Below are 12,463 nucleotides of genomic sequence, written 5' to 3'. Positions count from 1 at the left end.
CTACTCCTGGTTGCGGTGGGTCGAAGCGATCCGGCGGCTGCGGATCAACGGGCGGGGCGCAGCGCGTAGCAGTGTCGTCAACACCTTGTACTGGGTGCCGGGCACGCTGATCGTCTTACCCTTCTCAGCGGCCGCGAGTCCTTCGGACACAACCTCATTCAGCGGCACCCACATGAAGTCGGGCGTGCTGCTGCGATCGATGTCGCCACTGGCGTGGAAGTGCGTGTGCACGAAACCGGGGCACACCGCGGTCACGCTCACTCCCGTGCCGGCCAGTTGGCCAGCCAGCGACTCACTGAAGACGGTCACCCAGGACTTCGCCGCGGCGTACGTCCCGGATGCCATCCAGCCCGCGACCGAGGAGACGTTGATGATCCGGCCGCTGCCCCGCGCGCGCATGGCGTTGCCGGCCGCGTGGCTGAGCACGAGGGTGGCGTGCACGAGAACGTTGAGTAAGCGCTCCTCGTCCTCGACCGGGTTGTCCAGGAAGGGCTTGGCCAGGCCGAAACCGGCGTTGTTGACCAGTACGTCGATCGGCCGGCTCTCATCGGACAGCCGGTCGGCGACGGTCTGGAGTTGCGCCCTGTCATCCAGGTCGGCGACCAGGATCTCGACGCTGACCTGGGCGGCCGCTTCGATCTCGGACTTGACCTGCAGCAACTCCGGCTCGCGCCGGGCCACGATCACCAGGTCGTAGCCCTGGGCGGCGAGTTGGTCGGCGAACTCGCGGCCGATGCCGGAACTGGCGCCGGTGATCAGGGCAGTAGCCATAGTGCCGATTCTAGGGCGCCATCAATCGAGGGTGACGACGACCGGCGCGTGGTCGGAGGCGCCCTTGCCCTTGCGCTCCTCGCGATCGATGAAGGCGTCGGTCACCCGCTTCTGGACGGCAGGGGTGCCCAGGGCGAAGTCGATGCGCATGCCCTGCTTCTTGGGGAACCGCAGCTGGGTGTAGTCCCAGTAGGTGTAGACGCCGGGACCAGGGGTGTACGGCCGGACCAGGTCGGCGTACCCGGCATCGACGACGGCGTCGAACGCGGCTCGCTCGGGCGGGGTCACGTGCGTCTTGCCCTCGAAAAAGGCCGGGTCCCAGACGTCTTCGTCGGTGGGCGCAATGTTCCAGTCGCCGGCCAGGATCACCTGGGCATCGCTGTCCGCGGCCAGCCAACCGGCCGCCGCATCCCGCAACTTGGCCAGCCAGTCCAGTTTGTAGCCGTAGTGCTCATGGCCGACCTCACGACCGTTGGGCACGTACAGCGACCACACCCGAACGCCCCCGCACGTGGCACCGATGGCGCGGGCCTCGCTGACGGCCGGATCGCCGTACGTCGGCATGTGCGGGAAGCCGACCTGCACGTCAGCCAGACCCACCCGAGAGATGATCGCGACGCCGTTCCATTGGTTCAACCCGTGGTGCGCGATCTCGTAACCCAACGCGTGGATCGGCATCGACGGGAACTGATCGTCACGGCACTTGGTCTCCTGCAGCATCAGGACGTCCAGGTCGTGGCGCTCCAGCAGCGCGACGACCCGGTCAATGCGGGAGCGGATGGAGTTGACGTTCCAGGTGGCGATACGCACCCCGCCACTCTAGGGCGGGCCTGCGACAGCCTTCAGGGCAGTTGGTGCGCCGCCGCGGCCTGCTCGATCTCATCGGCCTGCCGGCGTGCCAACTCCTCCTCGCCATCCAGATCCAGGCGACGGGTGAAGAGCCAGTAGGCCACCGCCGCAACCGGCAGCCCGATGAACATCGAGATGTCGACTCCGCCCATGGCCTTCGCCGCCGCCCCCTCGTAGAAATCGCCGATGTAGAAGAACGGGACCATCGCGGCGAAACCGAGCAGGTAGGCCACGATCCCCGGCCAGGCCCACATCCGGTAGATGCCGTCGGGTTTGAAGATCTCCGCGATCGCGTAGTGGCCGCGCCGGACGATGAAGTAGTCGGTCAGGTTGACCGCGGTCCAGGGGATGAACAGGTAGAGGATCAACAGCAGGAAGTCCTCGAAGTCACTCAGGAAGTTGGCGGTGGCCGCCAGGGCGAACACCAGGGAGAGCGCGGCGGTGATGACGATGGTCACGACTCGGATGCGCAGGGTCGGCCGGATGGTGACGAAGCTGTCGATGGACGAGATCAACGTGAGCGACCCACCGTAGAGGTTCAGCGCGGTCACCGAGATCAACCCGAGGCCGAAGACGACCAACGCGATCGGACCGAAGCCTGAGAACAGTTGCTGGGCAACGTTCTTCAGGTCGACGACGGTGTTCGCGCCGATGTCCTTGGCGGAGGTCGCGATGTAGGAGCCGAGGAACATCACCCACAGACCGCCCAGGGCGCTGCCCCAGAAGGTCCAGTTGAACGTGCTGCGGGTCGGGGTGTCCTTGGGCAGGTAGCGCGAGTAGTCCGAGACGTAGATCGCCCACGAGATCTGGTATCCGGCGGCCACCCCGACCTGGCCGAAGAACGGCGCGGCGTGGAACGCGCCGAGGTCGAACTGGCCGGCCGGAACGCGCAGGTGCACCAGGGCCGAGATCGTGATCAGGGCCAGGACGATCATCGTCAGCACCATCAGGTATTTCTCCACGGTGTGGATCAGGTCGTAGCCGACCAGGGCGATGCCGACGGCCACGATCGTGACGATCCACAGCCACAGGTGGTTGTCGGACTGGCTCTCGCTGATCGCGCCACCGATCGACTCCCCGGCCAGCACCGTGTTGAAGATGTTGAACCCCGCGTACTGGATGTAGGCGAACAGCCAGACCAGTAACGCACCGCGATAGCCGAACTGCGGCCGGGACTGGATCATCTGCGGCAGGCCGAGTTGAGGACCCTGGGAGGAGTGCGCGGCCATGAAGATCGTGCCGATCAGAATGCCGATGGCAATCGCGATGAACGACCAGATCAAGTTGCCGCCACCGGTGATACTGATCAAACCCGTTGCCAGTGTGGCCAATTGGGCATTGCACATGAACCACAGCGGACCCAGCTGCGAGGCGCGACCGTGCCTTTCGGACAGTGGCACATAGTCGATGGATCGGGTTTCCAGCCCGCGCGAACGCGTCTGCTCGGTGGTGCTCATCCTTCCAGTGTCGACACGCGGGCCGACCCGACGGTCAGGTGCGAGGCTGGGAGTTCCCTGGCAATCGACGTACGCCGATCAGAGGCTCGGCGGGCCCACTACCGCCCGCAGGTACCGCGTGAGGTCCTTGCGCGCGGCGGGCGACAAGGCGCCCAGATGCCCGGCCAGCTCCTGATGCACCTCGCCGTGGACCAGGGTGGCCAGTTCCCGTCCGGCGTCGGTCAGCCGGATCCGCACCGACCGGGCGTCGCTCTCGTGACGAACTCGTTCGACCAGGCCCCGCGCCGCCGCTCGATCCACCAGACCCGTCACCGTGGACTTGTCCAACCCGAGGAATGCGGCGAGATCCGACAGGCGCGGCTCGCGGTCCTGCGTGATCCCGAAGACGCGCAGCTGGGTCAGGGACAGCCCGTGCCGCCCGGCCACCTCCGTCAGGATCCCCATCACGAGGAACGACGTCTCCACCAGGGCATCAGCGGGATCGGCCTGCATAGCGCTCATCATACTGGACATGGTTTGTATTACTAATTATATTGGTTTGTGTTACCAACCAAAGGAGCCGCCATGTACGCCGCCGTCGTCACCTCGTTCGACCAACCACCGCACTACCAGGAGATACCCGAACCCGTCGCTGGCCCAGGGGAACTCGTCGTTGACGTGGTCGCAGCCGCGCTGCACCATCGGGTCCGCTCGCAGGCCGACGGGTCGCACTACAGCAGCGACGGGACGCTACCCCTGGTCCCCGGCATCGATGCAGTCATCCGCGATGCCGATGGCCGGTTGCGCTTCGTGCTGCAGGGCGATGGCGCACCGGGCACGATGGCGCAGCGAACGGTGATCGAGGAACGTCGCAGCGTCGTCCTACCTGATGGCATCGACCCCGCCCAGGTCGCAGCGGTGATGAACCCCGCGATGTCGTCCTGGGTGGCGCTGCGCCGACGGATCGACTTCCAGCCCGGGATGTCGGTGTTGGTCACGGGGGCGACCGGCAACTCCGGACGTGCGGCGATCCAGGTAGCCAAGCGGTTCGGGGCAGGGCAGGTCATCGCCGCCGGACGCAACCCGGCCGCCCTCGAGGCCCTGCGAGCGCTCGGCGCCGACGAGATCTGCCTGCTCGAGGACCTCAGCCCGGCCGCCGACGTCGACGTGGTGATCGATTACCTCTGGGGCGAGGTTGCCGCCAAGGGGATGGTGGACCTCGTCTCGCACCGCCGCGACCGCAGCGCACCGCTGACCTGGATCCAGATCGGGTCCATGGTCGGGCGGTCAGCCGATATTCCGTCTGCTGCGTTGCGCGCGGCGCGTCTGAGCATTGTGGGCAGCGGGATCGGCTCCGTTCCCGGCGCCGACTACCTCGCGGAACTGCCCGGAATTGCCAGCGCAGCAGCAGAATTCGACATCCGCCCCCGGGTGACACCCCTGCGGGAGGTGGAGACCGCCTGGTCGGAGTCGATCGCGCCCGATGAACGGATCGTCTTCGCCCCGTGAGCCTCGACCCCCCCCCCGACCTTTTTGGCGCCGTAGCGCCCTCGAATCGCAGAATCCGGGTCACCACGACGTCAAAAGGGTTGGCAGCTAGAGCTGGAGATGCAGCCGCAGCGCATCATCCAGCCGCGCCATCAGACCTACCGGCACCCGGCCCACCACGCTGCCCACGCGTGAAACCGAGACGGAACGGACCTGCTCCGCCTGCGCCTTGGACGCCACGCGCAGCCCGGTTTCGTCAGGACTCAGCAGAACCTGAAAGGGGTACACGCGCGTGACCGCGCTGGTCACGGGCACGACGGTGACGACACCCCGGCCAAGCCGCGCGGCCGTGGCGTTCGCCCGGTCATTACTGACCAGCACAGCCGGACGGCGTTTGTTCGCCTCTCCGGGACGCGCCGGATCCAGATCCACCAGACGTATCTCACCGCGGAACATCGACCAGCCCGTCGGACGCGGTGCTTTCCCAATCCGCGGCCTGCCCGGACGCCTCCCACTCATCCCACGCATCGGCGTACGCACCCTCGAGGTCCGCGTCCCCGAGCCGCCGGATGGCGTCCTGAATGGCAGCCGAACGAGACGCCAACCCCGCTGCCTCGGCATACGAGTCAAGCGCAGCAAGGTCCTCCTCGGAGAGGCTTACGCTGATCTTCATACCTGAATGCTACCCCAGTAGCACTCAGGTAGCCTCAGTTCACCTGACGCGCCTTACCCTCCCAGTACGGCTGCCGCAGCTTGAACTTCTGCAACTTGCCGGTGGCCGTACGCGCCAACTCGTCGCGGAACTCCACCTTCTTGGGCAGCTTGTACCCGGCCAGCCGCGTCCGGCAGTGGGCGATGAGTTCCTCTGCGGTGATGTCGGATTCGACCACGACCAGAGCCGTGACCAACTCACCCCACTTTTCGTCCGGAATGCCGATGACCGCCGCCTCCCGGACCGCGGGGTGGGAGATGATCGCGTCCTCCACCTCGATCGAGGACACGTTCTCACCGCCAGAGATGATCACGTCCTTCTTGCGGTCCGCGATCGTCAGGTAGCCGTCGTCGAAGGTGCCGCCGTCGCCGGTGTGGAACCAGTTCTGCGCCTGCGCCTCCCCCGTCGCGCCAGGGTTATCCCAGTAGGCGTCGAGGTTGTGGTTGCTCTGCGCGAGCACCTCGCCGGTCGCGTCGATCTTGACCCGTACGCCGAGTACAGGAGCCCCAGCGCGACCCAACTTCCGGGCCTGCTCGCTGGCGTCCAGGTCGTCCCACTCCTCGCGCATCCGGGACATCGTCAGCAGCGGAGCGGTCTCGGTCAGGCCGTAGATCTGGATGAACTCCCAGCCCAGTTCCTCACGCACGCGCTCGATGACCCGGGTCGGTGGCGGCGCTCCCGCCACCACGATGCGGGTCTTGTCGCGGCCGGGGATCGGACCGTCCCAGTCCTTTGCTGCATCCAGCGCAGCGGTCACTACCGCCGGCGCCGCACACATCAGCGTCACGCCGAACTTCTCGACGCGGCGCAGGATCTCGGCTCCGTCGACCTTGCGCAGCACGATGTGCTTGCCACCCAGTCCGGTGATGGCGTACGGCATCCCCCAGCCGTTGGCGTGGAACATCGGCAGCGTGTGCAGGTAGACGTCGCGGTCGGTGACTCCGGTGTGCAGCGCGAAGACGGTGGCGTTCAGCCAGTTGTTGCGGTGGGTGAGTTGCACGCCCTTGGGGCGGGCCGTCGTACCCGAGGTGTAGTTGATGGTCGCGGTCGCGCGCTCGTCGCCCTCCCACGGCTCGGGCTCGGCACCAGTCGATCCCCAGATCTGCTCGTCGTCGCGCCCGAGCACGAAAACGTGCTTGGCCGTGATGTTTTCGATGATCGGCTCCAGCTCGGGGTCAATCATGACGACCTCTGCACCACTGTGCTCGACGATGTACTCGACCTCGGCCACGGACAACCGGAAGTTCACCGGGACCAGCACACGACCCCACCCGGAGACGCCGAAGAACGAGGTGAGCATGCGGGCGCTGTTCTGCGACACGATGGCGACGCGACCCCCGACGGGCACCCCGAGACGATCGAGGTTGGCCGCCTGGTTGCGGGCGAGCTGGTCCATCTGGGCGTAGGTGAGCGTCCCGCCGCCGAACGGGGGCGCCGGTTGATCGGGCTCGTCAACGACCGCGACACGGTCGGGGTAGACCGTCACGGCGCGGTCGAGGAAATCACGGACAGTGAGCGGAAACTCCATCATCGTCTCCCTGTGAGTTGGGTCACCATCATTCTGCCCCGGCCACTGTCGCGGCGGCACGCGGGTCGCCAACTAACGTTGGGTTATGGCCGAAGTAGACGTTGTCGTCATCGGAGCCGGGTTCGCCGGGCTCGGGATGGCCATCGCCCTGCAGCAGGCGGGTCGCTCGTACGCCGTGCTGGAGCGGGCGGGCGACCTCGGCGGCGTCTGGCGCGACAACCGCTACCCGGGGGTCACGGCCGATTCCCCCGCTCACCTGTATTCCTACTCCTTCGAGCCCAATCCGCTCTGGTCACGCGCGCACGCCCCCGGCGACGAGATCCACGACTACCTGGCCTTCTGCGCCGAGCACTACGGCGTCCTGCCGCATATCCGGTTCAACACCACGGTGCAGGCGGCGCGGTTCACCGGGTCGGCGTGGGAATGCGCGATCGTCACCAGTGAGGGTGAGTTCGAGCAGCTGACCGCTCGCCATCTGATCCTTGCCGTCGGCCAGTACGGCGATCCGCACCTGCCGCACCTACCCGGCCTGGAGTCCTTCGAGGGTGCAGTGATGCACACCAGCTCCTGGGACCCGTCCGTGCCCATCGTTGGTGAGCGCGTCGCAGTCATCGGAACCGGTTGTGCCGCAGGCCAACTCATCCCCGAGTTAGTATCCGACGCTGCGGCTGTCACGGTCTTCCAGCAACAAGCGCCGTGGGTGCTGCCCCACCTGGATCCCGGGTACGCCGACGGGTTGGCGAACGCCTACGAGCACCGGCCATGGTTGATGAAGGCGCACCGGTTGAAGTTGCGCGCCACCGCCGAAGCCTCCGGGGTCGGCTACACCACCCGACCCTCGTTGCTGCGCGCCCAGGAAAAGTTGGCCAGCGCCTACCTGGCGCGCAGCGTGCCTGATCCCACTCTGCGCGCGGCACTCAGCCCGACCGATCACCTCGGGCAGAGTACGGTCATCCACAGCAACGACTACCTGCCGGCGTTGGCCCGCGACACCGTCACCCTCGTGACCTCTCCCATCGAATCCGTCACTGCGACAGCGGTTCTCACCGCCGGTGGTCAGGAGTGTCCGTGCGATGCGATCATCCTGGCGACCGGATTCGAGACGTACGGCGCCCTGCGGCTGATCGACGTACGTGCCGCCGACGGCGCGGGGTTGGCCGAGCGGTTCGCGGGCCCGGTCTCCTCCTACTTCGGGGTCGCTCTGCCCGACCTACCCAACCTGTTCCTGCTCGGCGGTCCTAACACGCAGGTGCCCTGGACCTCCGTGATCCCGATGTTCGAGGCCCAGACCGACCTCATCATGAGGGTGTTGAACGAGACCGACCGGCGGCACGTCGACACCGTCCAGGTCCGCCCGCAGGTCGTGCCCGCGCTGCGGACGGAACTCGACCGCCGAATGGAGCGCAGCGCCTTCGGCCCGGACGCAGTCAACCGGGTCTGGCCGTCGTCGGTTGCCGAATACGAGCGGCGCGTCCGCAAGGCCAATCTGGTCGACTTCCAGTTCGCCTGACTCGAACGATGCGTTCACGTTTTTGAGGATCGCGACGTTCCTGAGGACGCTCCCTGCAGCGCACATCCTCAGGAACGTCGATGTCCTCAGAATCGGTGGGCCCGGATCAGAGGAACGGGGTCGCGTCCTCCGGCACCGCGATCCGCTCCCGGCCGAGGAACCAGCAGACGCCCGCCGCGATCAACGCCAGCACGCCCGCGCCGAAGAACACCGTCTGACACTGCGTGACACCGGCCTCGGCCAGTTGCTGCACCGTCGGCTTGGTCATCGACTCGATCTGCGCGTAGAAGCGGTGCAGCCCGATCGCGGTCAGCAGCGCCAACCCCAGGACCATGCCGATCATCCGGCACACAACCACCAGGGAGGACACGACGCCGTGCGCCTCCTCGGTGGCGTCCGCGAGCGCGGCGTCGTTCACCGGGGCGATCGCGGCACCGAAACCCAGGCCGACCAGGATCAGCACCGGCCACGACACCCAGGACTCCAAGGAGCCGAACCCCCACGTGGACATGACGATCAGACCCAGACCGGCCAGCACCAGTCCAGCCGAGGCGATGAAAGCTGGCCCGAACCGGCGCAGCAGGTAGCCACCGATCAACGCGCCGACCGGGACTGCGAATAGGAAGCGGACCAGCACGAACGCGGCCTCGGTCTCCCCGCCATCACTGGTCAGACGGGCCAGCAGCGGCACGTCGACGATGACCGCGACCAACGAGGCGCCCACGAGCAGGGACGCAATCAGCGCCGGGATGACCCGGCCCACCACAGTCCCCTTGGTGATCAACGGGACGGCAGCCGTCCGCTGTCGGACCACGAAGAGGACCGCCGCGATCACTGCCACCGGAAGCAGCCACAGACCCATCGGGCCGACGACCTGCTTCTCCGGATTGGTGGTGGAGAAGGTCAGCACGATGCAGCCCAGGAAGACCGCCATCAGCAGCGCGCCGATCAGGTCGACCTGCCGCAGGATCGGCCACCAGTACCGGGCCGAGAGCAGCACCGCGAGCACGATCGCGATCGTGGCCCACACGCCGATGGGGGTGAACAACCGAGCCGTGTGATCGCCGTACGGGACGAAGGCAGCGCCCCACCACTGCACGGATTGGGCCAGCACATCGGGCGCGGCCAACGCCAGCCAGAACAGCACGCCGGCAACCAGCGCCACCAGGCCCGTCAGCCAGCCCCACCACAACGGCACCTTGCGGGTGCTGTCCGCGAGCGGTTGTGGCCCGCCGATCGCGCGGATAGAGATGGCCAGCGCCACCCCGAGAACAGCGTTGACCCAGAAGATCATTCGCCAGTCAGCGATCACCAGGATCAGCGCACCGAGCAGCGGACCCAGCACCGAGCCCAACTCCTGGACGGCACCGACGATGCCCAGCGGCGTACCCCGCTTGCCCCGCGGCCACAGGTCAGCGACCAGCGCCAGGGTGCCTGGCACCAACCCGCCACCGCCGATGCCCTGCACGACGCGACCGCCGATCAGCGTCGGCAGGTCGGTCGCGAGCGCGGTGATGCAGGAGCCGACCACGAAGATTGCCAAACACAACAACAGGATTCGTTGCCGGGAGACCAGGTCGGACAGGCGGCCGATCAATGGCAGGACGGCCACGTAACCCAGCAGGAAGCCGGAGATGATCGGCGTGGCCTTCTGCAACTCATCGATCGACAGACCGACCCCGGACATCATGTCCGTGATCGCGAGGACGACGACGTAGGTGTCGGCCGCGGCCAACGCGACGGCGAACGACGCCGCCGTCAGCAGTCCCTTAGGGCGCTTGGATGTCGACGGTCTGGCCGTAGGAATCGAAACTGACGTCATAGCTCGCATTCGCGTTGAAGTAGAACGGGCCGTCGATAATCATCGTGAGTAGCTGATTGGTGCCCTCGTCGATACCGAAGGTGAAGTCGTACTTGCCGGTCTGTGGGCCGATCGAGAAGACCGAGTGCACCTCGGCGGCCGCGATGCTGCCACTGACGGTCTGGACGATGACCTTGCCGACGCGCTTCTCGTCGCCGAACTTCGCGTCCGTGACCTTGCCCAGCAACGAGCCGAGTCCGTGCTCCTTGTCGAAGAAGCTGGCCGGGTTGGGCACTTTGTACTTGGCCGGGTCGATCTTCTGCTCGCTGCCGAAGATCTGGGCCCACATGTCGTCCTTGATCGCGACGACGGGCACCTGCAGTGCCGTGCCGTTGAACTGCAGGTTGACGTTGCCCTTCCAGGCCGGGGTGGCGGGGGTGGCGTCGCCCTTGGCGGACAGGACCGCGTTGGAGTTCTTGGGGATGTCCTTTCCGACCATATTGACGTGTACGCCGCTCGTGGCGTTCATCGTGTCCCGCGCCTTGGCCAGGAGTTGGGTGGGCGTCTGCGCGGCATCGGTGGGCTTGGGTCCGCTGCTGGACGTGCAGCCGGTGATCCCGACAGTGGCAAGGAGGGCAACGCTGGTGAGCAGTGATCTACGACGCATGGTCCCGCAACCATACCCGCGAGTAGCTGTGATGCTGCTCACCCGATCTGTGGCGGCTGGATATCCACCTGCTGGCCGTACTTGCTGAACGTCACGTCGTACCGGCAGGTCGTGTCCTTGAACAGCGGCCCCTGGATGCGCAGGGTGATCAACCGGCTCGCGTCGTCGATGCCGAAGGTTAGGTCATAACTGCCGCTGCTCGCGCCCACGCCGAGGACCCGGCGGATCTCGCCGGCCGGGACCGTGCCGGTGACGGTCTGCAGGATGGCGTCGCCGCTGCGCTGGCTGTCACCGATCGCGGGCTCCCGCACCACCGCCAGCAGCGAACTGAGCCCCTTGTCCTTGTCGAAGTACATCGCCGGATTGGGTGACTTGTAGTGCGCCGGGTCGATCTTGGTCATGTGGTCGTTCCACGGCAGCGTCGCCCAGACGTCGTCCTTGATCGCGACGATCGGGATGAAGACCTCGACGCCCTTGGTCTGCAGTTTGATCCGGCCCTGCCACGCCGGCGTCGGCGCACCGTTACCACGCGCCGTGAGTACCGTCGAGATGTCTTTGGGAATGTCGGCACCGATCATGTCGATGTGCGCGCCGGGGGTGGCGTTGAGGTTGGCGCGGGCCGCCGCGAGCAGCGTCGTCGGGTTGGCGGTGCTGCGCGGAGCCGGGTTCGCTGAGCTGCATCCGGCCAGCAACGTCACCGCGCCGAGCAGGACGGTCCGGCGGCGCATGGCCGGGATCTTACCGGCGGGTAGGGTGAGCTGGATCACGCCACTGGGATTGGAGCACCGTTGCCCACCGACTTGCAGCCGATGTCGATCACCGCCGCCGACGGCGCCACACTCGCCGCGTTCACCCGCGCCGCGACCGGTGATGCGCCAACGGTGGTGCTCGCCCATGGCTGGTGCCTCAGCCACCGCGCGTGGCTCCCCGTGATCGAGAGGCTGCCCGCGGCATACGGGATCGTCGCCTATGACCAACGCGGGCACGGCGACTCCGAACTCGGCCACGGCTTCCTGCGCGGCACCGGCCACGAGACGTTGCGCCAGTTGGGCTCCGACCTGGAGTTCGTGATCTCCGAGGCGGTGCCGAGCGGTGACCTGATCCTGGGTGGCCACTCGATGGGTGGGATGACGCTCCTGGCGTACGCCGGGGGTGGTGGTTCCCTGGGCCGGGTTCGTCGCGTTGCGCTGGTGGCGACTGCTGCGGGCGGTCTGCGCGGGCTGGGGTTGCCGGCGGAGAAACAGGTGTGGACGGCGCTGGCGCACGTGCCGTTCCGGATGGGACCGGCGGCGCGCGCCGACCGGATGGTGCCGATGCTGTTCGCGCCCGGGGCTCCGCAGTCGGCGATCGACGCCACGCTGGCCGACATCCGCCGGACCCGGACCGGGGTGATGGCCGGGTTCATCAAGGCGATCACCGAGCATGACGAGTACGCCGTGCTGCCGGACTTCGCGGACATCCCCACGACCGTGCTGGTGGGCAGCAAGGACAAGTTGACCCCACCGGTCCTGGCGAAGCGGATCGTGGACAAACTGCCCTCGGCATCGCTCGTGGAGTTGGACGGCAAGGGCCACATGTTGACCTACGAAGCACCCGACGAGGTCGTCGCCGCGCTCACTTCGTAGTCACGGCGTCCACGGCCCTCTGACTACCCACTTTTGGAACGGGATTCACCGCGTCCAGCATCAATCAGGTGGATCC

At 66.9% G+C, this 12,463-nt stretch carries 13 protein-coding genes; 3 read left to right on the top strand and 10 right to left on the bottom strand.

Annotation, left to right across the window (positions count from 1 at the left end):
• From AZH51_RS15605 to AZH51_RS15590, 4 genes are all read right to left on the bottom strand, one after another.
• A complete protein-coding gene (locus AZH51_RS15605; protein ID WP_291525772.1) occupies positions 1 to 771 on the bottom strand; it encodes an SDR family oxidoreductase in 771 nt (256 codons plus the stop codon).
• A 21-nt stretch (positions 772 to 792) separates the two neighbouring features.
• Complete coding sequence (locus AZH51_RS15600; protein ID WP_291525771.1) at positions 793 to 1,581, bottom strand: exodeoxyribonuclease III; 789 nt, start codon at positions 1,579 to 1,581, stop codon at positions 793 to 795.
• A gap of 32 nt (positions 1,582 to 1,613) precedes the next feature.
• Positions 1,614 to 3,077, bottom strand: coding sequence for a cytosine permease (locus AZH51_RS15595; RefSeq protein WP_291525770.1), 1,464 nt, complete (start codon positions 3,075 to 3,077; stop codon positions 1,614 to 1,616).
• Between the two features lie 78 nt (positions 3,078 to 3,155).
• Complete coding sequence (locus AZH51_RS15590; protein ID WP_291525769.1) at positions 3,156 to 3,569, bottom strand: MarR family transcriptional regulator; 414 nt, start codon at positions 3,567 to 3,569, stop codon at positions 3,156 to 3,158.
• 72 nt (positions 3,570 to 3,641) lie between these two features.
• On the opposite strand from AZH51_RS15590, the gene AZH51_RS15585 reads away from it, so the two are divergent.
• A complete protein-coding gene (locus AZH51_RS15585) occupies positions 3,642 to 4,565 on the top strand; it encodes a zinc-binding alcohol dehydrogenase family protein (RefSeq protein ID WP_291525768.1) in 924 nt (307 codons plus the stop codon).
• A gap of 87 nt (positions 4,566 to 4,652) precedes the next feature.
• On the opposite strand, the gene AZH51_RS15580 is transcribed toward AZH51_RS15585, so the two are convergent.
• From AZH51_RS15580 to AZH51_RS15570, 3 genes are read right to left on the bottom strand one after another with little or no spacing between them, the layout of a single operon-like run.
• The gene (locus AZH51_RS15580; RefSeq protein WP_367188062.1) at positions 4,653 to 5,000 is read right to left on the bottom strand and encodes a type II toxin-antitoxin system PemK/MazF family toxin; all 348 of its coding nucleotides are present in this window, start codon (positions 4,998 to 5,000) and stop codon (positions 4,653 to 4,655) included.
• Positions 4,987 to 5,217, bottom strand: a complete 231-nt coding sequence (locus AZH51_RS15575) for a ribbon-helix-helix domain-containing protein (protein WP_291525766.1) — start codon at positions 5,215 to 5,217, stop codon at positions 4,987 to 4,989. The genes AZH51_RS15580 and AZH51_RS15575 overlap by 14 nt, the downstream gene beginning before the upstream one ends.
• Before the next feature lie 34 nt (positions 5,218 to 5,251).
• On the bottom strand, positions 5,252 to 6,784 hold the full coding sequence (locus AZH51_RS15570; RefSeq protein WP_291525765.1) for an AMP-binding protein: 1,533 nt from the start codon (positions 6,782 to 6,784) through the stop codon (positions 5,252 to 5,254).
• An 85-nt stretch (positions 6,785 to 6,869) separates the two neighbouring features.
• Here AZH51_RS15570 and AZH51_RS15565 point away from each other — a divergent pair, with 85 nt between their 5' ends.
• Positions 6,870 to 8,294, top strand: coding sequence for an NAD(P)/FAD-dependent oxidoreductase (locus tag AZH51_RS15565; RefSeq protein WP_291525764.1), 1,425 nt, complete (start codon positions 6,870 to 6,872; stop codon positions 8,292 to 8,294).
• Between the two features lie 106 nt (positions 8,295 to 8,400).
• Here AZH51_RS15565 and AZH51_RS15560 read toward each other — a convergent pair whose 3' ends face one another.
• The 3 genes from AZH51_RS15560 to AZH51_RS15550 are packed head-to-tail and all read right to left on the bottom strand — an operon-like array spanning position 8,401 to position 11,490.
• Positions 8,401 to 10,116: an MFS transporter gene (locus AZH51_RS15560; protein WP_291525763.1), complete on the bottom strand. Its 1,716-nt coding sequence runs from the start codon at positions 10,114 to 10,116 to the stop codon at positions 8,401 to 8,403.
• Positions 10,064 to 10,762: an LppX_LprAFG lipoprotein gene (locus AZH51_RS15555; RefSeq protein WP_291525762.1), complete on the bottom strand. Its 699-nt coding sequence runs from the start codon at positions 10,760 to 10,762 to the stop codon at positions 10,064 to 10,066. Before AZH51_RS15555 ends, AZH51_RS15560 begins: the two co-directional genes overlap by 53 nt.
• A gap of 38 nt (positions 10,763 to 10,800) precedes the next feature.
• Positions 10,801 to 11,490 carry an LppX_LprAFG lipoprotein gene (locus AZH51_RS15550; RefSeq protein WP_291525761.1) on the bottom strand — a complete coding sequence of 230 codons (690 nt, stop codon included), beginning with the start codon at positions 11,488 to 11,490 and terminating at the stop codon, positions 10,801 to 10,803.
• 60 nt (positions 11,491 to 11,550) lie between these two features.
• On the opposite strand from AZH51_RS15550, the gene AZH51_RS15545 reads away from it, so the two are divergent.
• Positions 11,551 to 12,387, top strand: coding sequence for an alpha/beta hydrolase (locus tag AZH51_RS15545; RefSeq protein ID WP_291525760.1), 837 nt, complete (start codon positions 11,551 to 11,553; stop codon positions 12,385 to 12,387).
• Positions 12,388 to 12,463: the final 76 nt, after the last annotated feature.

The organism is Branchiibius sp. NY16-3462-2, from assembly GCF_001594145.1.
In the GTDB taxonomy this organism is placed as follows: domain Bacteria; phylum Actinomycetota; class Actinomycetes; order Actinomycetales; family Dermatophilaceae; genus Branchiibius.
Note: the sequence above shows the minus strand (reverse complement) of the source record. Positions and strands in the feature narration are given on the sequence as shown.